The sequence below is a fragment of the Marinobacter sp. LA51 genome, assembly GCF_030297175.1.
Classification (GTDB): Bacteria; Pseudomonadota; Gammaproteobacteria; order Pseudomonadales; family Oleiphilaceae; genus Marinobacter; species Marinobacter apostichopi.
On sequence record NZ_AP028070.1, the window covers coordinates 1292337 to 1314713 of the forward strand.

A 22377-nucleotide genomic window follows, 5' to 3' on the forward strand; every position below is an offset into this window, starting at 1 on the left:
CCGGTAAGCCCGTTGTCAGTGGCCTGTTCTGCTTTTAACTGTTGTCTGAAATTGTAGCCAGCGCATTAAGCCAATTTCTGTAGCTTCGACTATAGCGCCAGTATGGCAAGTGTTGATCAGCCGAAAGTGTGATTCTTTCGCTTTGAATACTCCACGCACGAATGGAGATTGGCCAAATTGCAAAATAGTTGGCGCTGAGCGGTTTGTCGAGCAATGAGGTGTTGGTCGCCCGCCTATTTGAAGGTCGAAAAATCCGGGTTCCGCTTTTCCCCGAACGCCTTGAACGCTTCTGCTGCTTCTGGTGCCTTCAGCAGGTCGGCAAACCGTTTGCCTTCCGCAATCATGGTGTCCTTGAGTTCGGCTTGAATTGGTCTGTTAAGCAGTTCTTTCGTGGCGCGCATCGCCGCCGGTGCTTGCTTGGAAAGTCTCGAGCAAATCTCCCGGGCTGTGGCTTCAGTTTTGGTTGGATCGCACACCCGGTTAATTAGGCTCAGGCGGGCCGCATCGTCAGCAGTAAAAGCATCGCCCAGCATCAGTAGCTCAGCAGCGCGCACCCGGCCCAGCCAGGACGGCAGCAAAAGGCTGGAGGCGCCCTCCGGACACAGGCCGAGGTTGACGAATGGCATCTGAAAGTGGGTGTTGGCGCCAGCGAATACCATGTCGCAATGCAATAGCATGGTGGTCCCGATGCCAACCGCTGGGCCATTAACTGCAGCTACGATCGGTTTTGTGGCGCTGGCCAGCAACAGTAAAAATCGGCCGACCGGTGTATCTTCAAAGGCACCGGGCAAGCCTGCAGCGAATTCGCCGAGATCGTTTCCGGCGGTGAAGCAGTCGTCGCTTCCGGTAAACAGGACGCAGCGGATATCTGGATTGTTTTCGGCCTGTTCCAGGGCGTCACCGAGGGCGGTGTACATGGCGTGGGTCAGGGCGTTCTTACGGTCTGGCCGATGAATGCGCACGGTCAGGATGCGATCGGCTTGCTCGGTCAGGATGAGGTCAGTCATTGGGCCTCCGGTTCAGATGATTGTTGTTAGGTGCTTTTTAGTAAGGCTTGCGTTCAGGCGTGGTTTTCAGAGAGTAATTATAATTTCGTTAGCATGATAGCTTTTTAGCGGCGGGCTGTTACAGCTTTTGTACTCGGCTTTACCTTTGGCCGGATGCCGCGCCTGATGGATTTTCTGGTAAACTCTCGGCCTCTTTTATATCGCGACACCAAACAACGACATCTAGCTGATGAGGCGCCTATGACCACGGTAATCCGCCAGGACGACCTGATTGAAAGCGTAGCGGACGCGCTGCAGTTCATTTCCTATTACCACCCGAAGGATTTCATCGATAGCGTGCACGAGGCTTACCAGAGGGAAGAGTCTCAGGCGGCCAAGGACGCCATGGCGCAGATCCTGATCAACTCGCGCATGTGCGCGGAAGGCCACCGGCCGCTGTGTCAGGACACGGGAATCGTGACGGTGTTTGTAAACATCGGCATGAACGTCCAGTGGGACTGCGAACTGCCGCTGGATGATGTGATCAACGAGGGTGTACGTCGCGCCTATACCCATCCGGACAACGTGCTGCGCGCCTCCATTCTGGACGATCCGGACGGCAAGCGTTCGAACACTGGCGACAACACCCCGGCCATCATTCATTACAAGATGGTGCCGGGCGATACGGTAGAAGTGCACGTGGCCGCCAAAGGCGGCGGGTCCGAAGCCAAATCCAAGTTCGCCATGCTGAATCCGTCCGATTCTGTCGTGGATTGGGTGCTGAAGATGGTGCCGCAGATGGGTGCTGGCTGGTGTCCGCCTGGTATGCTCGGCATCGGTATCGGCGGTACCGCTGAGAAGGCCATGCAATTGGCCAAAGAGTCGCTGCTCGACCCGATCGATATTCACGACCTTCAGGCCCGTGGCGCATCCAACCGGTCCGAAGAACTGCGTCTTGAGCTGTTCGATAAGGTCAATGATCTGGGCATTGGCGCCCAGGGCCTTGGCGGTCTGACTACCGTTCTGGATGTGAAGGTGAAGGATTATCCGACCCACGCCGCTAACAAGCCGGTGGCGATCATCCCGAACTGCGCTGCCACCCGTCACGCGCACTTCACGTTGAATGGCAGCGGTCCGTCGCTGCAGACACCGCCGAGCCTTGAGGACTGGCCGGAAATCACCTGGGAAGTAAGTGAGAACGTTCGCAGGGTGAACCTGGATACGGTCACTCCGGAAGACGTGAAAGACTGGCAGCCGGGTGAAACTGTACTGCTGTCGGGCAAGATGCTGACCGGCCGTGACGCTGCCCACAAGAAGATGGTTGATATGATCGACAAGGGCGAAGAATTGCCGGTCGATCTGAAAGGCCGCTTCATCTATTACGTGGGCCCGGTTGACCCGGTACGAGAGGAGGTGGTTGGTCCTGCTGGCCCCACCACCGCAACGCGGATGGACAAGTTCACCCACACCATGCTGGAGAAGACTGGCCTGACCGGGATGATCGGCAAGGCCGAGCGTGGTCAGGTGGCTATCGACGCCATTCGCGAGTTTGGCGCGGTGTACCTGATGGCCGTGGGTGGCTCCGCCTACCTGGTTTCCAAAGCCATCAAGAACGCCGAAGTGGTTGCCTTCCCGGAACTGGGTATGGAAGCCATTTACGAGTTCGAGGTTGAGGACATGCCGGTTACCGTAGCGGTGGATTCTCGCGGTTCCTCGGTGCATCAGACCGGTCCGGCCGAGTGGCAGGAGAAGATTATCGCGGCCAAGGCCGTCTGATCGGTTTCTCTGTCGGAAAACAAAAAAGGGTGAAGCTCAGGCTTCACCCTTTTTTATGACCGCTGTTTTATGGCGGGTACTTGTCATCGAGATTGCTCAGGACGAGCAGCTGATGTTCATGTGCTTGCCCCAGTCCGGAGGTGGCGCGGCGTATTGCTCGTGTTCGGGGTGTTCGTCAAACGGATGTTCCAGCACTTTCAGTAATTCGTGCATGGGTGCGTAATCGCCGTTCTGGGCCTCCTGGATCACCTGCTGGGCCAGGTAGTTTCGCAACACGTACTTGGGGTTCACTGCACGCATCGCTGAATCCCGGGCCTCGTCGGATCGGCTTTCCGCCTGGAGCCGCTGTTCATAGCGCTGCAGCCAGTCGCTGGCGGTACTGCGGTCCACAAACAAGTCCAGTACCGGCTTGTCGCCGTGTCTGCGAAGGTTGGAGAGTGCCCGGAAAAAACCGGTGTAATCCACATGGTGCTCATGCAGCATGCTGAAGGTGTCCATGATTAGGCCCAGATCAGACTCATGCTCCTGATGCCAGCCCAGCTTGTCCCGCATGTTCTGCAGGAACCGGTCGTTGTAGGCCACCTCGTAGCGGCGCAGTCCCCGGCGTACCGCATCCTCGTTCATCACCGGCAACAACGCGTTGGCCAGATACCGGCAATTGGTGAAGCCGATCTGCGGTTGCCGGTTGTACGCGTAACGGCCGCCCTGGTCGGTGTGGTTGCAGATGTAGCCGGCGTCAAAGTCATCAAGGAAGGCGTAGGGGCCGTAATCGAAGGTGTCGCCGATGATCGACATGTTGTCGCTATTCATTACGCCGTGACAGAAACCGACGGCCTGCCAGTCTGCGATCATCCGGGCGGTGCGCTCCACCACCTCTTCGAACCAGCGCTGGTGTCGCTCTTCCTCCGAAAGCCCGATCAAATGCGGGAAGTGCAGGGCGATCACATGCTCAAGCAGAGTTTTGACGGTTTCCGGGCCTTCGTGATGGGCGGCAAATTCAAAGTGGCCAAAGCGGATGTGGCTCTCGGCCACGCGGACGAGTGCGGCTGCCGTTTCGATGGTTTCACGACGCACAGGGTCCTTCGCACTGACCATGAACAAAGCTCGCGTGGTGGGAATGCCCAGTCCGGCCATGGCCTCACTGCACAAGTACTCCCGCATGGTTGAACGAAGCACGGCCCGCCCGTCGCCAAACCGGGAATAGGGCGTAGTACCGGCCCCTTTCAAATGCCAGTCCCAGCGCCGGCCATCCGGCCCGACGGTCTCCCAGAGTAACAGCCCACGGCCATCGCCCAATTCCGGGTTGTACATGCCGAACTGGTGACCGGTGTACTTCATCGCTACCGGGTCCATGCCCTCCAGGAGTTCGGCGCCGGCGCCGATCTGGGTCCACTCGTCGGCGTTTTCGGTGTGAAAGCCCATGTCGTCGGCCAGCGCGTGATTGAAGCACACCATACGGGCGTCTTTCAGGGGGCTGGGCTGAACGCGGGTGTAGAAACTGTCCGGGAGTTCCAAGTAGCGATGTTCAACTCGAAAATCGTTGTTGCTCATAAAATGCCTATACTCCCACTGGTACGAATACTGCTGTGCTTATTAACCATTCATCGACTGCCGGGACTCCAACATCGTGTCTGAATCTGAGCTGAGACAAACCCTCAACGCCCTGATCAAGCAGGAGGCGCTTCCTGACACCTACGTGAACACCGCCGAACAGACCATACTCCCATTGGTTGAGCACCTTGTCGCGCTGCAGCGCAGTGCCAACCGGACCATTGTGGTTGGCATACACGGCGCCCAAGGCACCGGGAAATCGACTCTGGCGCTGTTCCTGACGGAGATCCTGGGCAAGCACTATCACTGCCCAACCGCCAGTTTTTCGCTGGATGATATCTACCTTACCAGAGCTGAGCGGTGCGAACTTGCCGACCGGGTTCATCCCCTGTTTCGCACCCGGGGCGTGCCCGGCACCCACGATGTCGAGTTGGGTCAGCAGGTGATCGAGCAGCTTCGAGCTGCGCAGCCGACCGACCAGACACCCATCCCGATGTTTGACAAGTCTGTCGATGACCGGGTTCCACGCGCTGAATGGCCTGTATTCCAGGGGCCGGCGCAGGTGATCCTGCTCGAAGGTTGGTGTGTGGGCGCGCGGCCCGAGCCGGATCAGGCTCTGGACCAGCCACTAAACCCTCTGGAGTCTGAAGATGACATGGAGGGTATTTGGCGCAGAACGGTGAACGACTGTCTGAAGGGCAGCTACCGCCGGTTCTTCGATGACCTGGACACGCTGGTGATGCTGAAAGCCCCGTCTATGGACAGTGTCCGGGAATGGCGAAAGCTGCAGGAACATAAGCTGGCAGAAAAGATTAAAAACGCACCAAAAGCGGGCGAGGGTTCCGGCGCCGCCCAATCATTGCGCATTATGACCGATGCCGAGGTGGACCGGTTCATCATGCACTACGAGCGCGTCACCCGTGCCTGCCTGACTGAAATGCCCGAACGAGCCAATGCGTTGATTGAGGTGGCTGAGGATCATTCCCTTGGGTTGCCGCAGTTCCGAACCTAGTAACGGAGTATTCCCATGACCAAGCCGAAGCTACTGATCATATCTGACCTGGATGGCACTCTTCTCAACCACGAGAACTACCGCTGGGAGGCGGCCGCGCCTGCGCTTAAGCGGCTTGATCAGGCCGGAATTCCTTTAATCCTCAACTCCAGCAAAACCGCCCCGGAGATCCGCAAGGTGCGCCAAGAACTGGGTAACGGCGCGCCTTTCATTGTCGAAAACGGTGCAGCGGTGGTGATTCCGGCCGGCACTTTCGGCAATGCGGAAGAACAGGTGGTTAATTTTGGGGCATCCCGGGCAGATGTCCTGGCGGTGCTGGCGGCTCAACGCAAGGCCGGTGCCCGGTTCAAGGGCTTTGAGGACATGTCGGCCAAGGAATTGGCTGAGCTGACCGGGCTTGATGAAACATCCGCTGAGATGGCCAAGGACCGGCTCGGAACCGAGCCCCTGTTGTGGGAAGGCCCAGACGATGAACTCGCTGAATTTCACACAGCCCTGATGGCCGAAAACCTGCGCCTGGTGCAGGGCGGACGGTTTTATCACGCCATGGGTGTGTTCGATAAAGCCGATGGGGTCCACTTTTTGCTGGGTAAATACCGGGAGCACTATGGTGAGCAGCCGGTAGTTGCCATTGCCCTGGGAGACAGCCCCAACGATCAGCAAATGCTGGAGTCGGCGGATATCCCGGTTGTGATTCGAGGCGTCCACAGTGACGACGTGCAGCTGCCATCGGCCAAGCACGCCATGCGCTCCCTCAAGCCCGGCCCGGATGGCTGGAATGAGTGCGTGCTCAATCTCCTGTTTGAGTACGGCTACTAACAAGAATACCGGTTCCAAAGAGGAGAGCCGCCATGGGCGACTTTTACCAGAATGGCATTGTCACCACCCTGCATAACCTAGTTCGTCGGCCCGTGGAGGACCTGGAGGCGGAACTGATGGAGTTCCGCAAGGCCCGCCCCATGTCCCTGGTTTTACCTTCGCTCTATTCCGAGCTGGAAGGGCCAGCGCTCAAGAACATCGTGCACGAACTCACCAAGGTGCCGTATCTGGATCAGATCGTCATTGGCCTTGATCGCGCCAATGAGGAGCAGTATCGCCACGCCCTGGAATATTTTTCGGAGCTGCCCCAAAACTTCAAGGTGTTGTGGAACGATGGCCCACGGCTGAGGGATCTGGACCTGAAGCTGCGAGAGCAGAACCTGGCGCCCACGGAGATGGGCAAGGGGCGAAATGTCTGGTACTGCTTTGGCTATGTTCTGGCCTCAGGTGTGAGCAAGTCCGTGGCGCTGCACGATTGCGACATCCTGACTTATTCGCGGGACCTGGTGGCCCGATTGATCTACCCCGTCGCCAACCCGGGCTTCAACTACATGTTCTGTAAAGGCTATTACGCCCGTGTTGCCGATGGCAAAATGAATGGCCGGGTCAGTCGGCTGCTGGTGACGCCGCTGATTCGCGCCCTGAAGAAGGTATGCGGCCCCAGCGACTTTCTGGATTATCTCGACAGCTATCGTTACCCACTGGCGGGTGAGTTTTCCTTTCGTACTGATGTCATCAATGACCTGCGCATTCCCAGCGACTGGGGCCTGGAGGTCGGCGTGTTGTCCGAGATGAAGCGCAACTACGCCACCAACCGTCTGTGCCAGGTGGACATTGCCGATGTCTACGATCACAAACACCAGGAATTGTCGGCGGAAGACGCCAGCCGTGGCTTGTCCAAGATGAGCATGGACATTTCCAAAGCGCTGTTCCGAAAGCTGGCCACTAACGGCGAGATTTTTTCTTCGGAGAAGTTTCGGACCATCAAGGCCTCCTACTTCCGCATTGCCCTGGATTTTGTCGAGACCTACCAGAACGATGCCATCATCAATGGCCTGACTTTCGATCGCCACAAGGAAGAGAAAGCGGTCGAGCTTTTCGCTCAAAACGTGATGCGCGCCGGCGCCTATTTTCTCGACAATCCCATGGACACGCCGTTCATTCCAAGCTGGAACCGGGTGACCAGTGCGATTCCGGACATCAAGGAACAACTACTGGAAGCCGTGGAGCTCGATAACCAGGAATTCCGACCATGACCCAGGTGCTGAAAGCAAAACTGGGGTCTCTGCTGACCACCGTTTACCCGGATCTGGAGTGCGATGGCCTGGCAGATCAGCTGCTGAAAACCATGGGGCTGGAGCCTGATCAACCGCCACCACAGGCACACCAGAACAATTGGGATGAGGCCGATGTGGTCCTGATCACCTACGCCGATTCGGTAAAGCAGGCGGACCAGAAGCCGCTGGCCACCCTGCATCAGTTTCTGAGGGATTGCCTGGAAGACAGTGTTTCCACGGTGCACATCCTGCCGTTCTTTCCATTCAGTTCGGATGATGGATTTTCCGTGATGGATTACCTGGCGGTTAACGAGTCCCATGGTACCTGGGAGCATGTTGAAGCCATTGCCGCCGACTTCAAGCTGATGGCGGATCTGGTGATCAATCACATGTCGGCTCGAAGCCGTTGGTTTGAGAATTTCCGCAAGCGGGTGGATCCGGGCAAGGACTACTTTTTTGAGGGCAACCCACGGGATGATCTGAGTGCCGTGGTACGGCCCCGAACCTCGCCGCTGCTGAACCCCGTGCAGACTGAGGACGGTGAGCGCCACGTTTGGTGCACGTTCAGTGAAGACCAGGTCGACCTGAACTTCGCCAACCCCCAGGTCCTGATCGAGTTTGCCGGTATCATCCGGCAGTATCTGGAGCACGGAGTGATCGTGTTTCGGCTGGATGCGGTGGCGTTCCTCTGGAAAGAGCCGGGCACCTCCTGCATTCACCTGCAGCAGACCCACGAACTGATCAAGATTTTGCGATTGCTGATCGAACATCACAGCCCCTCGGCGGTGGTGATCACCGAGACCAACGTGCCCAACCGCGAGAACCTGACTTACTTTGGCAACGCTAACGAAGCCCACGTCATTTACAACTTCTCGTTGCCGCCGCTGCTGATCAATACCCTGGTGACCGGTAACTGCCGGCATCTGAAAACCTGGCTGATGAGCATGCCGCCGGCGCAGATCGGCACCACCTATCTGAACTTTATTGCCTCACACGACGGCATAGGTATGCGGCCGACCGACGGCCTGTTGAGCGAGGAAGAGAAGCAGCGGCTGATCAACACCATGGATTCCTTCGGCGGCAAGGTGTCCTACCGGCGCACCGCGGATGGTCGGGACCAGCCTTATGAGATCAACATTGCCTTGTACGACGCTCTTAAGGGCACCGCGGAATCCGGTGTTGATCACTGGCAGTTCCAGCGGTTTATTTGTGCCCATACCGTGATGCTCGCCCTGGAGGGCATTCCGGCGTTTTACATTCACAGCCTTCTAGCCACGGAAAACGATCTGGAGAGGGTTGAGAACACCGGCCGGCTGCGATCGATCAATCGGAGTCAGTGGCAGCTGGATAAGCTGGAGCAGACGCTGGCGGATCCGCTGGCTCATCACAGCAAGGCCTTTCACGAATTGAAGCGACTGATCGCCATTCGCCGTAAACAGCCAGCTTTTCACCCCAACGCCACCCAGTTCACCCTGCACCTTGGCCTGCAGCTATTTGGATTCTGGCGCCAGAGCATGCGGCGGGACCAGTCCATCTTCTGCATCCATAACATCAGCAACGAAATCCAGCAGGTGGCTTTGAGTGACATCAACCTGATTGGCACCGATGAGTGGGTGGACCTGATCTCGGGCATGACCATCGACGACCAGTCGGGCAGCATTACCCTGAAACCCTACCAGAGCGTCTGGTTGTCGAATCGGGAGTAGGGCAGAATGCCTGCATGCCCGACACGATCAGAGCCGATAAACCCCGCATCCTGCTGCTTTCCGCCTATGATGCCGACAGCCACCGGCGCTGGCGGGAGCAACTGGTCGACAGCCAGCCGAACTTCGACTGGCAGACACTGACCCTTCCAGCGCGCTTCTTCCGCTGGCGGATTCGGGGAAACGCACTCACCTGGCTCAACGAGCCCCTGATCCAACAGCGATGGGATCTGCTGCTGGTGACCTCCATGGTGGATCTGGTTTCCATCCGAGGCCTGCACCCACACCTGGCTGCAACGCCTGCCGTCCTCTACATGCATGAAAACCAGTTTGCCTACCCGGAGTCGCAAGGGCAGCACGCCAGCGTCGACCCGCAAATGGTAAATCTCTACAGTGCCCTTGCCGCCGATGTTGTCCTGTTCAACAGTGACTGGAATCGTCGCAGTTTTCTGGAGGGGGTAGCCCAACTCTTTCGCAAGCTGCCCGATGGTGTGCCCACTGAGACACTGGGCCAGCTGGCGGAAAAAGCCGAGGTGTTACCCGTTCCTATTGAGGACCGCCTGTTCGTAAATCGCACGGAGCCCCTGAACCGAACCTGTCCGCATTTGTTGTGGAATCATCGATGGGAATACGACAAGGGGCCGGATCGCCTGTTGTTGCTGTTGGATGAGCTGGAAAAGCGGGGCCAGGATTTTCGTCTGAGCGTGGTGGGGCGAACCTTTCGGCAGCAGCCGGAGGCGTTTGACGCCATTCGCCAGCGTCATGGCCACCGGCTCGAACAGTGGGGCTTTCTGCCCAAGCGCTCGGATTACGATCAGCTTCTACACCAGGCAGATGTGGTGATTTCCACGGCATTGCACGATTTCCAGGGGCTGTCGATGCTCGAGGCTATGGCTTCCGGCTGCCTCGCCCTGGCACCTGACCGGTTGGCCTATCCCGAATACGTGCCACCCTCGCAGCTCTATCCCAGCGTCGCTGACGATGCCCAAGCCGAAGCGCGCGGTGCCGCCGACCGGCTGACGGCAATGCTGAACCAATCTGTTGAACCCCTGAAACCTTTGGAATGGGGCATGGGCAGGCTTGCGGCCGCTTATGAAAATATTCTCATTACAACGCTGGAAAAACATCGGGTATGCTGAGCTGATGTTCTAAAACCGAGACCTCAGACATGATGAAAGCGATCAAGGTAATCGGAGACAAACTCAGCTGGGAGGACTGTGAAGATTACACAGAACTGCCGGCCGACCATGTCGAAATCGATGTTGTCTGGACTGCAATCAATCGCGCTGATCTGATGCAACGGGCCGGGGTGTATCCACCACCGCCGGGTGCGTCCGATATTATGGGCTTGGAAGTCAGTGGCCGCGTTGCGGCGCTGGGTGAGTCGGTCAGTGGCCTGGAAGTGGGGCAAGAGGTGTGCGCCTTGCTGACTGGCGGTGGTTACGCCACCAAGGTGGTGGTGCCTGCGGTTCAGGTATTGCCCGTGCCCAAAGGCTATTCACTGGACCAGGCTGCGGCCATTCCGGAAGTGTTCGCCACCGCCTGGCTTAACCTCTATCAGGAAGCGGAACTGCAGCCGGGCGAGCGCCTACTGCTTCATGCCGGAGCGAGCGGCCTGGGTACGGCCGTTATCCAGCTGGCAACAGCGTTTGGCAACCCGGTGTTTGCGACCGCGGGCGATGCAGCAAAGCTGGAAGTTTGTCAGCAGTTGGGCGCGACAGGTATCTGGAATCGCAACGACGGTTCTTTTGTGGAGGCGGTTAAGAGCTGGGGATGCGTTGATATGGTGCTGGACCCGGTGGGTGGCAGTTACATCGGCGAGGACCAAAAAGTCCTGAACGTGGATGGCCGGATCGTCTTGATTGGCTTGATGGGCGGCCGCAAAGCCGAGGTGGATCTGGGGCTCATGCTGGTGAAGCGTCATCGGTTGATTGGTTCCACGCTGCGTTCGCGGACCGTGGTCGACAAAGGCAAGGTAATGCAGGCGCTGCACCGGCACGTATGGCCGTTGCTGAGCGCCGGGCAGATTCGCCCGCAGATCGATAGCGAATGGCCAATCACCAAAGTTGAAGAGGCGATGGCCTACGTTGCCGAGAACCAGAACACCGGGAAGGTTCTGCTGAAGGTCTCAGACTGACCTTCCCGGTTATCACACAGCTGCCAACCAATCAGTCAGCGATGTGCACCAGCTGCTTGCCGAAGTTCTTGCCGTTGAGCATGCCCTTGAAGGCGTCAACGGCATTCTCCAAACCCTTAGCAATGGTTTCCCGGTACTTCAATTCGCCACTGGCGATGCGTGAAGTCAGGAAGTCCGTGATTTCCTGATGCTTGTCCTGCCATTCGGTGACGAGGAAAAAACGATGCTCGGGCACGGGATCCAAAGCCTTAAGGACGTGGAAGGGTGTTTCCACCGAGGCCATATCAGTGGCGTTGTAGGCTGACACATACCCGCAGATGGGTACGCGGGCACCGTTGTACAGCAGAGGCGCAATGGCACGGGTAACGGCACCGCCAACGTTCTCGAAATAAACGTCGATGCCGTCGGGGCAGGCGGCCTTTAGATCAGCCTCAAGGTTGCCCGCCTTGTAATCGACGCAGGCATCAAAGCCCAGCTCGTTAACCACGAAATCACATTTCTCCGGACCGCCTGCAACGCCGACAACACGGCAGCCTTCGTTTTTGGCGGTCTGGCCAACCACGGTGCCAACCGGGCCCGAGGCAGCAGAGACCACCACGGTTTCGCCGGGCTTGGGTTGGCCAACGTACATCAGGCCGCAATAACCGGTGCGGCCCGGCATGCCGGCCACGCCCAGATAGGTTTGCAGAGGTACGTTATCCTTCTGGTGAATTTTGTAGACCATGGGTGCGTCGGCGGGGAAGGTTACGTATTCCTGCCAGCCTGAATAACAGGTCACCAGATCACCAGCCTTCAGTTTGTCGGACCGGGACTCCACAATGCGGGCAACACTCTCGCCCACGATGGGCTCATCAATACCAATGGGATCCATGTACCCCTTGGCGTCGTTCATGCGCGGACGCATGTATGGATCCAGCGATAGCCAAAGAATCTGGGCAACGACTTCGCCGTCACCAGGCGCTCTTACGGAGCGCTCTTCCATGACCAGATCGCCATCCTGGATTTCCCCTTGCGGGCGCTGTTTGAGGACTATGGCTCGATTTTTATATTCGCTCACATTGATCTCCGGTTGCGTAATGAAACCAGATTAGGGTGCAGAAGAATGAGCCTGTGGTCAACTTCTCATCCTGAAGAGGTAACCGAGGCCATTTGATTACATTCCCCTGGGCCGCCGGTATACTCACGTTCACGCTCAGGATGAGCAGGAAATTTTTCTTCAAGGACGGAAGACATGCCCCAGGCAAGCGGACTGCAGTTCACCGCCCGTGTAGGTGAGCTCCCACCCGATGTTTTTTCTGTGGTTGGCTTTGCGCTGACCGAAGCCCTTTCCGAGTTGTTTCATGGCCGCTTGCAGCTGGCCAGTACTGATCCCACTATTGGTGCTGCGGATGTCTTGGAACAGCCTGTCGAACTGCTGGTCTGGCAGGACGGGGAACCGCTGCGTCGCTTCACCGGTGTGGTCAGCGAATTTGTTCGCGGCGACTCTGGCCACCGCCGAACCCGCTATGAACTGGTCATTCATCCGCCGGTGTGGCGGTTGGGATTGATGCACAACAGCCGGATTTTCCAGAAGCAACGTCCCGACGCCATTGCACGCACACTGCTGGAAGAGCGGGGTATTGTGGATTCGGTGTTCGAGCTCAAGCGCGAGCCGGCGGAGCAGGAATACTGCGTTCAGCACCGGGAAAGCGACCTGGCGTTTCTGGAGCGACTGGCTGCCGAGGAAGGCTGGCATTATCGCTATCAGCATGGCGCGCTCGACGGCAGTGCATCGGCCGGCTTGATCGTGGCTGATCATCACGGCGATGCGCCGGTTCTGGCGCCGGTCGGGTATAACGCCTTTGCCGGTGGCAGTCACCGGCAACTGTCGGTATTCAAGTTCCGCTATCAGGAACGCGTGCGCGCCGCTTCGGTGGCGCTCAAAGACTACACCTTCAAGAATCCCGCCTACGCCCTGATGCACGAGCAGGGTGCCAGCGCCCCCAATCATCGCGACGACTATCAGCACTTCGACTACCCGGGCCGGTTCAAGGCCGATGCCAGTGGCCAGCTGTTTACCCAGGCCAAACTGGATGCACTTCGAAACGACACCAGCACCGCCCAGGGCGAAAGCAATCGCCCGGACTTCGCACCGGGCGCCAAGGTTGAACTCACTGACCACGACCAACCGAACCTGAACCGGGACTGGCTGCTCACGGCCGTTATTCATCAGGGCCAGCAGCCGCAGGCACTGGAGGAAGAGGGCGGATCTGAGCCCACCACCTACCACAACAGCTTCAGCGCCATCCCCGCCAACCTCACCTGGCGCCCGCAGTTTGTTCATCGCCCCATCATGGACGGGCCGCAGATCGCCATCGTCACCGGCCCCGAGGGTGAAGAAATTCACTGCGACGAATACGGCCGGGTGAAAGTGCGTTTCCCCTGGGATCGGTACAGCCAGAACGACGAACACAGCAGCGCCTGGCTCCGTGTCAGCCAGGGCTGGGCCGGTGGGCAATACGGTTTCATGGCGCTGCCCCGCATCGGCCATGAAGTGATTGTGTCCTTTCTGGATGGCGATCCGGACCAGCCGATCATCACCGGGCGCACTTACCACGCCACTAACAAACCGCCGTATGCACTGCCGGAACACAAAACCCGCACCACCCTGAAAACCCAGACTCACAAGGGCGAGGGTAGCAACGAATTACGATTCGAGGACGAGGCGGACAAGGAACAGATCTACGTCCACGCCCAGAAGGACCTGGACCTGCTCACCGAACACAACCGCACCGAAGTGATCAAGAACGACAGCCACCTGACCGTGAAAAATCACAGTTTCAGCCACGTTAAAGGAAACGAACATGTCACCGTCGGTGGCGAAAAGCGGGAGTCCTACGGTGCAGATTTCAGTCAGGACATCGGTGGCACCTGGCACAGCTCTGTCGGTGAAGTCTCTGCAAGTGAGGCTGGGAGCGAGCTTCATCACAAGGCTGGGTCAAAAGTCGTGCTGGACGCCGGTGCGGAGCTCACTATTTCTGGCGGCGGCAGCTTCATCAAACTGGATGCGAGCGGTGTGACCTTGAGCGGCCCGGGCATCAAGATCAATTCAGGCGGCTCACCGGGGCGGGGCTCGAATGTCGATCTTTCGAGCGCTGAGCTGCCGGCCGGCCTGAGCATGGATGGCGGTGCCGCCGTTCCTCCTGCAAAGCTTGCTGAAGTCGGCCAGAGACGCAACGCCGAGGCGGAATCTGTTCCACCTCGCGAACTTGAGAAACCCCGGAGAGAGCTGATCGTCGACGTCATTGGAGGCACGTCGGCCGGTGAGGATGTGCTTGTCATTAACTCTGTAGCGGGAGAATCGGAGCAATGACCAATACCCTGAGCTTTATGGATGAAACCCTGGAAAATTCGGTGCGGCGCCGTGCCGAATACGACGACAGCAATCCTGGTGAGCTGGTTCTGTCGGTTCCAAAACGCGCCGGCGGGCACATTAATCTCACGCTTCTGGAGCGTGCCCAATCGAATGTCGAGCAGGTCGAACACCAGGAAAACACGCTGCTTCGGATCAAACCATTGGCAGAACTTGCCGAAAATCTTCCGTTTATATCCGGTGGCCTGACCTTCCATACCGGGCGCGCAGTTGCGCTACTGCGCCCGGGTTATTTGTACGTGTTCCGAGGGAATGAGCTCTGGCGTGAGCTGGAAATTGACGCTCATGGGTTAATGAGTGATGTCGACCTCCAAGGTGTCCGTCTGGCCCAAGCGAAATCCGGGAAGCCCGGAAGCGTAGTCCGAGCCAGCGAAGGTGAATGGCTATCAAACCTCCTGGTGCCTGTTCTCTTGCAGGGGCGAGCCGTCATCAACGAGATCCGTGTTGCCTACAGCGAAGTCCAGTGGGACTGGCGCTACATTTCTCGTCTTGAGCAGGACGCCAAAGCTAGGCTCACCCGAACCAGTGGCATCGAGCATGCCTGGCCAGCCGCCACGGTCGACGACCTTGTCTTTGAAAAGGGCTATCCGGCGTCGAACATTGCGAATGTGAACGCTCTACGAGCCCGGGATCTCGGTATGGAGCTGATGCTGGAAAACCCGGCTGTCTACCAACCTGACTTCGCAACACCGGATGACACCGAACTGTGTATGCGCCTGGCTCGGCGCCTCGAGCAGATCGACTCTGACGATGGCCACGATTCAGTGGGCATGGACTTCAACGGGGAAGCAGGCGAAGACCGCCTGCAAGAGCTTCGCAGTCAAAAGGGGGTTGTGGGTGTTTCAATCCCCGACCCGCTTTTCCAATTGCGCCACTCCTTGGCACAGCTGCATCTCGCACTCCATTACCTTGATGCCGTGGATACCTCGATCAAGCAGAAGCCCATGGCCCACTCCGCCATGCTGATTCGACAGGCTGTGTTTGATCCATTGACCCTGGATGGCAAAACCGATCTGCAGAAATACGCGGACGCCATCAACAAAGAAAAGCTTGATGCGGTGCTCGACACCAAAGAAAAGGACCACGCCGTTGCTGTCATTAACCGGCATGTGGAACGGCTTCAGGAAATGATGAAAAGCTCGGTTCTGGCGGCGGTGCTGGATGATTACCGAGAATGCGGGGACCTGGCAATCTGCGAGGGATACCTGCTGATTGCGGATAAGTTGAACCTTTTACAGCAGATACCTGGGGTTCTCAGGGCAAACGGCTTTGCCAAAGAAGGTGATCTCTTCAAGAGCCTCAAGCGGTGGCTCTTTCACAGCGACTTCCTGACGGCCTGGGCACCTCAATCTCCAGACACCGATGACGACGAATTATCCGAAGAGTCCAAGTCGGCACATGATCTGCTCCTGAAGCTGACGGAGGATCGTACTGAGATTACGGAGGGGATGCTGGACCGTTTGAATCTTCAGTCTCTTGCTTATCTGGAAAAACAGCTCCACGACCGCAAGGCCGGCGATGGTGGAATCGTCAAAAATATTTCGGACGCAGGCAAAGTGGGTAGTCTGGTCGCACGCGCCTTGGAGGAATGGAGCACAGCAGTACTGAAGGTAGGCGAGCGGCTCATGGAAGAGGGCGTGGTGAGTCAGGTTGAGATACAAAGGGTGATGCAGTCTGCAGCCTCAAACTTCACCCTGGCTGACCCGGCGCTTGCTGGTATCAGCATTGTCAACCGTGGCGGTGTTGAGGCTTCGGGCACGATCCTCGGCGTGCGAGGCGAAGGGCTCAACCGTGGCTTGACCGAGTTCGATCGAACCGAAGGCATCCTGACCCGAAAGAATGATTATCTCTATGCTGACTTGATGGATGACTCGGGCGAATTGGTCGGGTCAACCAGCCCTGCACGGGCTGCCGATGAACTGGAAACGGCAATTCAGAAAGTGGCTGGCCATGCAGCGATTTTCTATGCCCCTGCGGGGCATGCAGAGGCCAGGAAGCTTAGTCTGGTGAAGGTGGATTTGGCTAAACAAGTGGGAAGCATTGTAGATGGGCCCGCTGTGTCTCGTGGGTTGGTCATGCTCGCGGCATTTAATCTAATTGTAGAAATTCTAGCTGCATCCAAACTTAGTAGCATCGATGAGAATCAACAGTGGAAAGCGGACGTCAAAGCCTACATCGGGGCGACGACAGAGTTGGCCGCTGCATCGTTCAAGTTGTCCATAGTTCTTCATGCGCAAAGTCTTCCTGGAAGTCAGCAGACCGCTATGTCGCGATTTGCCACTCGGCCTTGGTTCGATGTTAAGAATTGGTTGTTCGTGGGTAGTCGACTTCAGCATCTTGGTGCACAGACTCTCGTTCGCACAATTGGATTGGCTAACTTCGCTGCGGGCTCGATAAGCGTAATTCTGAGCTATTGGGGCATGCGAGATAGTCTGTCAAATAAGGACTTTGATGCAGCGGCGGGACATGCAATCGCAATGGCTGGGGGTATTGTTTTTGTGGCATCACCGCTAATGGCTACGCTTTTAGCCATTCCGGGTTGGGGGTGGGCCATGCTTGGAATGACATTGGTCGTTGGTGGCGGACTTTTCGCTGGTTACGCATCGGATGATTCTATCGAGCAGCTGCTCAAGCTAGGGCCATGGGGCGTTCATCCAGACCATAGTACGGAGGCTTTCGGCGATCAGGCCTACTACAATCAGCTGCTAACGCTCTTGTCGCCCATCTCAGTGACGGCCCAAAAATTTGCAGACATCGAACCTGACCCAGCCCTTTGTAATCCTGACTTTCTCCCCTCTTCCGATGACTATGTGGTGACAGTGCGAATGCCTTTCGCCAGTAAGCTATTGCTGTCACGAGAACGTCAGTCCGGATTGCCTGAGAAGTCACTGAGTTTGGTTTTCCAGGAAATCGAGTACGCTTCTTCTGCGGTTGAAACTTTCGGTTCTGCAGGGACTATTCACAGTTTCCAGCTTAGGAATACGACACCATTACGAAAAGTCGTTGCCCGACAATCCCTTCCAGACCGATCTGCTGTTCGCTTCTTGGTCAAACGGGAACTGCGCAACGAAAACCATGAAAGCTTCGGTTATCGGGAGTCAGTTTCGACCGCGTTAAGGGTCGGGTTTCAGGCTGTTATTGATACAGAGTTTGGACCTGCAGTGTTCCCTTCGCCAATGCTGCAACGGTTTGAGCCTTTTGATCTCGCCAAGCATGAGGCGCCTCCCGCTAAGAGCGGTTCACTCTTGGAACCGTTTTCGCAGCCAGAGGCACCTTATTGGTTTTTCACCGAGGTAGAGACATGATGAAGACAGAACAGTCAGCTTTTCGAAGATTTGCCTTCGACGCTGGCTCTATCAGTCCTCTGCCGAAAGGATCGAAAGAAAGGGATCGGGTTGGCGATGAGTTGCAACCGATAGGAACTTACGCAAACTCGAACCCGTATTATCGCACCGTTCAGGATGTGGAGGCGCTGAAAGAGCGTGAATCTCATGATCCTGACTTTGCAGGCGATGACTGGTGGTGGGACCACCATAGAATTCGATTCCTAAATGGCAAATTGGGCTTCAAGATTTTACTCATGTTTGTCCCCTTCGTGTGGGGGCTTCTTCTTTGGGTCGGCGGTCTGTTCATGATCGCAAAAGGTGTGTTTGAACTCACGAAGAGCGGACAGCATTCGGAGTTTTTGAATCTATTGGTTCACATTGGCGGGCTGATTGTGGCGTTCGGCTGGATTGCTTTTGTGATTTGGGTAGGGCCATCAAGTACCAAATGGCTAATGAACACTGGAGTTAGTTGGTTCTTGAAACCATTCGAGAAAAGCATCAATTCGAAGCTCGATCAATCGTTTGAAGACAGCTGCAGCGAATTTAACCGACTAACCGGCCAGGTCCGCTTTGCGATGGGACGAAAACGTTTTTTCGAAGCACCCTTTGTCGAGTTTGATGCCTACGCGGAACGTGTGATTCAACACGGAGGAGTCTTTTACCGCCTGATGTTTGTCCATCGCTACACCCAGAAGACCTTTAATCAGACCTGGCTTAGCGGCATTGAGCCGACGAAGGGAGAAGTTCTCGCCCTCTGGGACATGCTTCAACGCTATATGGATGTCACCGAGCCGCTTCCGGATATGCCCCGTCTAGAGCCTTTCCGCCACCTGGATCCCGTGACCCGAGATCACGATTCAAAGACGAATCGGAATCCTCGGTATTGGCGTGACCTCGACTTGGAGGCCTGGAAGGCGGGTGAAGGAACTGAGATGTTGGCAAAGCAGAATCGTTTCCCCTGGGCAAAGCGCCAGTGCAAATTGACACCTCACCTTGGCAAGGTGTCCATGGCCGAGTATCGGGAACTGCGCCCGGAGGGCGCCTGGCCTATCTGATAAATTGAAAGGGGCTTATTCCCCGTGTTCGGTTCGAACCACTTCGATACGGATATCGACTACTTACCCTGAACAGGCCACGACGAAGGTACAACAAAGATTCTTCTGCGTTCCTTCCAGTGGTCGGAAGCGCTATCTCGAGTAAGTTCTGAGAACAGGCGCGGAATGCGGTCGACTTGGATGTCAGTGATCGCCTGCCTGGCTTCGGTGCCAGGTGGTGTTGCGGACTGCCACCAGGGGCCCACCCAGTGTGGCTTGTTCAGTTGGACCCAGGTTGAGGTGTCCGTCTCTTCCAGCGTATCGGCATAGGTCCAACAGCCTCGAAGATGGTTTTGGGGTGTTGTTGAAGGTGCTTCCAGGGCAACGGCTAATGGATAGAACAGGTAGCCGGGCATGAATATCCGGGCGGTTATTGGGCCGTTTATTCCGTGGTTTGAAAGTAATGCCAGTGTTTCCGGCTGCTGCGTGCGGGTGCTCTGATGATTGACCAGCCGATCACTCTTTATATCCAGTCGATCCCGGGCATTCGGGCCGTACCAGAGCGCTTCGCTGCGACCGTTGGGTACGCCCAGATAGTATTTGATGGCAATCTCATGGTGTTCAACTCGATCGTCCGTAGTGTTGTGAACGATAAAATCCAGCTCCCCCAGGGTGTGTCCGTTGGACTGGATCTGGGTGTTCTTCAGCAGGATCTCCCAGCCGAGCAGGTCGGAGAGCATCACTTCGTAGAGTCGCTCGAAGTAAAAGCCGAGCCTGCGTTGGGGGACTTCTCTAAGCAGAGCTGGTGCGGTCTCGGGGTTCTGGTCCCATTTTATCAGGGTTTCCAGATAATCCGTGGGCAGGTAATCGCTGGGCTGAAAACTTGCCGGCGAATGTAACAGCTGAGGCGCAGAACACAGCCATCCCAGGTGGCGAACCGCAGGATACTGGAAATCAAGAAGGCTATTGTTGGGGGTACGTACAGTCATCCGTCCAGAATACCGTAAACTGGTTGTCAGGTAAGGGCGAAGCCACGCCCGACATCAGTTAGCCGTAATCAGGAGCCGATATGCAATACCTGCACACCATGATCCGTGTCAGCAACCTCGACGAGACTTTGCACTTTTTCTGTGACCTTCTGGGCATGAAAGAAATCAGTCGGAAGAGCAGCGAGAAAGGCCGTTTTACCCTGGTGTTCCTGGCAACTCCAGAGGATGAGGCGCGCGCCCGGGAAGAGAAGGCGCCAATGATTGAACTGACCTACAACTGGGATCCGGAAGAGTATTCCGGCGGCCGGAATTTTGGCCATTTGGCGTACCGGGTGGACGACATCTATGCGCTGTGTGAGCACCTGCAGGCGAATGGTGTCACCATCAATCGCCCTCCCAGGGATGGCCATATGGCTTTCGTGCGCACCCCCGATGGCATATCCATTGAGCTCCTGCAAAAAGGTGAGTCGCTTGCGCCAAAAGAGCCCTGGGCCAGCATGGAAAACACTGGTAGCTGGTAGGCTGCCGGATTCGGGGCGCTTATATGCAGTAGCCCCAGCTTTTTGCATCAGGATGATGCTGTTAAAACATGGAGCGTGTGATGGATGATTGGCAAGGATGCCTGGCGCCTGAATGTCAGGCGGCGCTGGTGAAAGCGCGAGACAGTGTCGGTGAGCGCGGTGGTGCTGTTATCACTGTGGAAGATTTTCTGCTCGCGCTTCTTGATACCTGCCCCGATATCCCCCGTTTTCTGCGCGGCTGCGGGATTGATCTTGATGAGCTGGTGCGAACCGTTCAGTGTGAGCAACCGATCGTTACCGAGGTTGGTGCAGAGGGCGCGTTGTCGTCTCAGCTGGTCGACTGGTTTGCGTGCTCCCGAGAGCTTAGCGAAGCACCCTGGCTCGAATGGAATCTGCTTCTTAGCGTGCTCACGACGGGCATGGAGCGGCTGCGGGATAAGGCTTATGTTGCGGTGCTTGAGCTGGTACCCAATTGGCCATGTGAGGGCATAGCTACTGTCCCAGCCGGAGTCGAATCCAATACCGGTGTGCCCCTGGTGGTTACTAATGCGCAGTGGGTGAAGCTGGCGGAGGATGTTGCCATCACGGTTTCCGCGTCATCCTCTTCGTTGCTTTGGATTCGAGCAGAACGGGGAGCCGGTAAGTCCAGTTGGCTGCCCATTATGCTGTCGGCGGTAAATCGGGATTATCTTGAGCTGGATCTGCGTCGCGAGGCCGAGGTAATGGCAAACGACCTGCCGGCTCTTGCTGCGTCAGATCAGACCTCACCGCGTGAATGGCCATTGCTGGTGCTGGACAACACCTCACCATCGGACTTGATACTGATGATGGAACGGCCGGGAAGTCTGGCGTCTGAGCTGGTCACCAACTGGCGAGGACCGATCCTGTTACTCGGGCCGGAGCGCGCTGAGGAGGATCATTGTTCCTTGGAGCGTCGTTTGGGGCGAGCTCTCGAGATTGTCGATTTGCCGACTTCCGATGCTGATCAGCGCGAGGCGATACTGACTGCGCATCAGCCTGACATCGAAAAGCGTTGGAAGGTTGAGCTTTCCAGACCGGTCCTTCGATTTGCGGCCAACTGCCCAAACAACCTCATATCCACGCCCGGTGCCATGCTGGAGTGGGTGGAGCGGGCCGCCGCCAGGCTGGATCTGTTTGCCCGCTGCGGCCCAATGGGCAGGGTGGCTTTGGCCGGCGCCGCAGATACGCTGCACCGGCAGAATCTGGTGGCGTTGGCGCGTGCGGAGGCAGTGCCTCCAATCGCTGATGCGCTGGGCGACATCGAGCGCCGGCAAGCTGTATTGGAGAAAACCTGGTGTGAGCGAAAAGCTGCAGGCACGCTGAGGCGATTGTCGGTGGCTGACGTGCAGCTTGAACTGGAACGTTGGCTTGCAGCAGACACCGGCCCGGTTCACTATGTGCTGCATTGTAATCAACAGGATGGAGATTCAGCCGGTGCAGGATCTGGAAATATACATTCGTGACCTTGCAGAGGGCACTGTTTCGCAGTGGCTGACAGGTCATCTGGACAGTCTGGAGTTGGATGACAGTCAGGTGACATCAGTGATCAAGGGGCACGCCCTCTGTGCGGGTAAACGGTTGAGGATATCGCTGTATCCGGGTGCATTCGGAAAACGTTTCACCTGTCTGGTGATAGAAGGGGAGAGTCTGCCCTGGCATACCGATCTGGAGTGCGCGAGGAGCGCCTGGCGTTCCATGGATACGGAAATCCGGTGCAGTCCGGGTGATTGGAAGGAAGGAGAGCCGGTCGCCGATGAAAAATGGTGGCGGTTGGATCACCGAGGTGAAAACCTGGTGGTCTGGAACTAAAAAA

The 22377-nt window shown here is 57.0% G+C and carries 17 protein-coding genes; 13 read left to right on the forward strand and 4 right to left on the reverse strand.

What is annotated here, in order from left to right; all coding sequences use genetic code 11:
* Positions 1 to 233 precede the first annotated feature (233 nt).
* Positions 234 to 1007: an enoyl-CoA hydratase gene (locus tag QUE89_RS05940; RefSeq protein WP_286222298.1), complete on the reverse strand. Its 774-nt coding sequence runs from the start codon at positions 1005 to 1007 to the stop codon at positions 234 to 236.
* Positions 1008 to 1247: 240 nt separating this feature from the next.
* Here QUE89_RS05940 and QUE89_RS05945 point away from each other — a divergent pair, with 240 nt between their 5' ends.
* Entirely contained in the window at positions 1248 to 2762 is a 1515-nt protein-coding gene (locus QUE89_RS05945; protein ID WP_286222299.1) for a fumarate hydratase, read from the forward strand.
* 96 nt (positions 2763 to 2858) lie between these two features.
* Here the strand turns inward: QUE89_RS05945 and QUE89_RS05950 are convergent, their stop codons facing one another.
* Complete coding sequence (locus tag QUE89_RS05950; RefSeq protein WP_286222300.1) at positions 2859 to 4313, reverse strand: protein adenylyltransferase SelO; 1455 nt, start codon at positions 4311 to 4313, stop codon at positions 2859 to 2861.
* 76 nt (positions 4314 to 4389) lie between these two features.
* Here QUE89_RS05950 and QUE89_RS05955 point away from each other — a divergent pair, with 76 nt between their 5' ends.
* The 6 genes from QUE89_RS05955 to QUE89_RS05980 are packed head-to-tail and all read left to right on the forward strand — an operon-like array spanning position 4390 to position 11261.
* Positions 4390 to 5325, forward strand: a complete 936-nt coding sequence (locus QUE89_RS05955) for a hypothetical protein (RefSeq protein WP_286222301.1) — start codon at positions 4390 to 4392, stop codon at positions 5323 to 5325.
* Positions 5326 to 5340: 15 nt separating this feature from the next.
* Positions 5341 to 6144, forward strand: a complete 804-nt coding sequence (locus tag QUE89_RS05960) for an HAD-IIB family hydrolase (RefSeq protein WP_286222302.1) — start codon at positions 5341 to 5343, stop codon at positions 6142 to 6144.
* A gap of 32 nt (positions 6145 to 6176) precedes the next feature.
* Positions 6177 to 7400 carry a glycosyltransferase family protein gene (locus QUE89_RS05965; protein WP_286222303.1) on the forward strand — a complete coding sequence of 408 codons (1224 nt, stop codon included), beginning with the start codon at positions 6177 to 6179 and terminating at the stop codon, positions 7398 to 7400.
* Positions 7397 to 9127 carry a sugar phosphorylase gene (locus QUE89_RS05970; protein WP_286222304.1) on the forward strand — a complete coding sequence of 577 codons (1731 nt, stop codon included), beginning with the start codon at positions 7397 to 7399 and terminating at the stop codon, positions 9125 to 9127. Before QUE89_RS05965 ends, QUE89_RS05970 begins: the two co-directional genes overlap by 4 nt.
* A gap of 14 nt (positions 9128 to 9141) precedes the next feature.
* The gene (locus tag QUE89_RS05975; protein ID WP_286222305.1) at positions 9142 to 10263 is read left to right on the forward strand and encodes a tRNA-queuosine alpha-mannosyltransferase domain-containing protein; all 1122 of its coding nucleotides are present in this window, start codon (positions 9142 to 9144) and stop codon (positions 10261 to 10263) included.
* 32 nt (positions 10264 to 10295) lie between these two features.
* Positions 10296 to 11261, forward strand: coding sequence for an NAD(P)H-quinone oxidoreductase (locus QUE89_RS05980; protein ID WP_434784101.1), 966 nt, complete (start codon positions 10296 to 10298; stop codon positions 11259 to 11261).
* Positions 11262 to 11292: 31 nt separating this feature from the next.
* On the opposite strand, the gene QUE89_RS05985 is transcribed toward QUE89_RS05980, so the two are convergent.
* Positions 11293 to 12318: an NADP-dependent oxidoreductase gene (locus QUE89_RS05985; protein WP_286222307.1), complete on the reverse strand. Its 1026-nt coding sequence runs from the start codon at positions 12316 to 12318 to the stop codon at positions 11293 to 11295.
* 174 nt (positions 12319 to 12492) lie between these two features.
* Between QUE89_RS05985 and QUE89_RS05990 the strand changes: the two genes are divergently transcribed.
* The 3 genes from QUE89_RS05990 to QUE89_RS06000 are packed head-to-tail and all read left to right on the forward strand — an operon-like array spanning position 12493 to position 19054.
* A complete protein-coding gene (locus tag QUE89_RS05990; protein ID WP_286222308.1) occupies positions 12493 to 14613 on the forward strand; it encodes a type VI secretion system Vgr family protein in 2121 nt (706 codons plus the stop codon).
* Entirely contained in the window at positions 14610 to 17978 is a 3369-nt protein-coding gene (locus QUE89_RS05995) for a toxin VasX (RefSeq protein ID WP_286222309.1), read from the forward strand. The genes QUE89_RS05990 and QUE89_RS05995 overlap by 4 nt, the downstream gene beginning before the upstream one ends.
* Positions 17975 to 19054 (forward strand): hypothetical protein, encoded by a 1080-nt coding sequence (locus QUE89_RS06000; protein ID WP_286222310.1) that lies wholly within the window; start codon positions 17975 to 17977, stop codon positions 19052 to 19054. Before QUE89_RS05995 ends, QUE89_RS06000 begins: the two co-directional genes overlap by 4 nt.
* 59 nt (positions 19055 to 19113) lie before the next feature.
* On the opposite strand, the gene QUE89_RS06005 is transcribed toward QUE89_RS06000, so the two are convergent.
* Complete coding sequence (locus QUE89_RS06005; RefSeq protein WP_286222312.1) at positions 19114 to 20022, reverse strand: DUF1853 family protein; 909 nt, start codon at positions 20020 to 20022, stop codon at positions 19114 to 19116.
* An 80-nt stretch (positions 20023 to 20102) separates the two neighbouring features.
* On the opposite strand from QUE89_RS06005, the gene gloA reads away from it, so the two are divergent.
* From gloA to QUE89_RS06020, 3 genes are all read left to right on the forward strand, one after another.
* Positions 20103 to 20543 (forward strand): lactoylglutathione lyase, encoded by a 441-nt coding sequence (gloA, locus tag QUE89_RS06010; RefSeq protein WP_138440529.1) that lies wholly within the window; start codon positions 20103 to 20105, stop codon positions 20541 to 20543.
* Positions 20544 to 20623: 80 nt separating this feature from the next.
* On the forward strand, positions 20624 to 22027 hold the full coding sequence (locus tag QUE89_RS06015; protein ID WP_286222313.1) for a hypothetical protein: 1404 nt from the start codon (positions 20624 to 20626) through the stop codon (positions 22025 to 22027).
* Complete coding sequence (locus QUE89_RS06020) at positions 21999 to 22373, forward strand: hypothetical protein (RefSeq protein WP_286222314.1); 375 nt, start codon at positions 21999 to 22001, stop codon at positions 22371 to 22373. Before QUE89_RS06015 ends, QUE89_RS06020 begins: the two co-directional genes overlap by 29 nt.
* The last annotated feature ends 4 nt before the right edge of the window (positions 22374 to 22377 follow it).

What these genes read in the sequence shown, in the direction of transcription:
- QUE89_RS05940 (WP_286222298.1), bottom strand. Translation starts at nt 1,007, where the DNA reads ATGACTGACCTCATCCTGACCGAGCAAGCCGATCGCATCCTGACCGTG.
- QUE89_RS05945 (WP_286222299.1), top strand. Translation starts at nt 1,248, where the DNA reads ATGACCACGGTAATCCGCCAGGACGACCTGATTGAAAGCGTAGCGGAC.
- QUE89_RS05950 (WP_286222300.1), bottom strand. Translation starts at nt 4,313, where the DNA reads ATGAGCAACAACGATTTTCGAGTTGAACATCGCTACTTGGAACTCCCG.
- QUE89_RS05960 (WP_286222302.1), top strand. Translation starts at nt 5,341, where the DNA reads ATGACCAAGCCGAAGCTACTGATCATATCTGACCTGGATGGCACTCTT.
- QUE89_RS05965 (WP_286222303.1), top strand. Translation starts at nt 6,177, where the DNA reads ATGGGCGACTTTTACCAGAATGGCATTGTCACCACCCTGCATAACCTA.
- QUE89_RS05970 (WP_286222304.1), top strand. Translation starts at nt 7,397, where the DNA reads ATGACCCAGGTGCTGAAAGCAAAACTGGGGTCTCTGCTGACCACCGTT.
- QUE89_RS05975 (WP_286222305.1), top strand. Translation starts at nt 9,142, where the DNA reads ATGCCCGACACGATCAGAGCCGATAAACCCCGCATCCTGCTGCTTTCC.
- QUE89_RS05980 (WP_434784101.1), top strand. Translation starts at nt 10,296, where the DNA reads ATGAAAGCGATCAAGGTAATCGGAGACAAACTCAGCTGGGAGGACTGT.
- QUE89_RS05990 (WP_286222308.1), top strand. Translation starts at nt 12,493, where the DNA reads ATGCCCCAGGCAAGCGGACTGCAGTTCACCGCCCGTGTAGGTGAGCTC.
- QUE89_RS05995 (WP_286222309.1), top strand. Translation starts at nt 14,610, where the DNA reads ATGACCAATACCCTGAGCTTTATGGATGAAACCCTGGAAAATTCGGTG.
- QUE89_RS06000 (WP_286222310.1), top strand. Translation starts at nt 17,975, where the DNA reads ATGATGAAGACAGAACAGTCAGCTTTTCGAAGATTTGCCTTCGACGCT.
- QUE89_RS06005 (WP_286222312.1), bottom strand. Translation starts at nt 20,022, where the DNA reads ATGACTGTACGTACCCCCAACAATAGCCTTCTTGATTTCCAGTATCCT.
- gloA (WP_138440529.1), top strand. Translation starts at nt 20,103, where the DNA reads ATGCAATACCTGCACACCATGATCCGTGTCAGCAACCTCGACGAGACT.
- QUE89_RS06015 (WP_286222313.1), top strand. Translation starts at nt 20,624, where the DNA reads ATGGATGATTGGCAAGGATGCCTGGCGCCTGAATGTCAGGCGGCGCTG.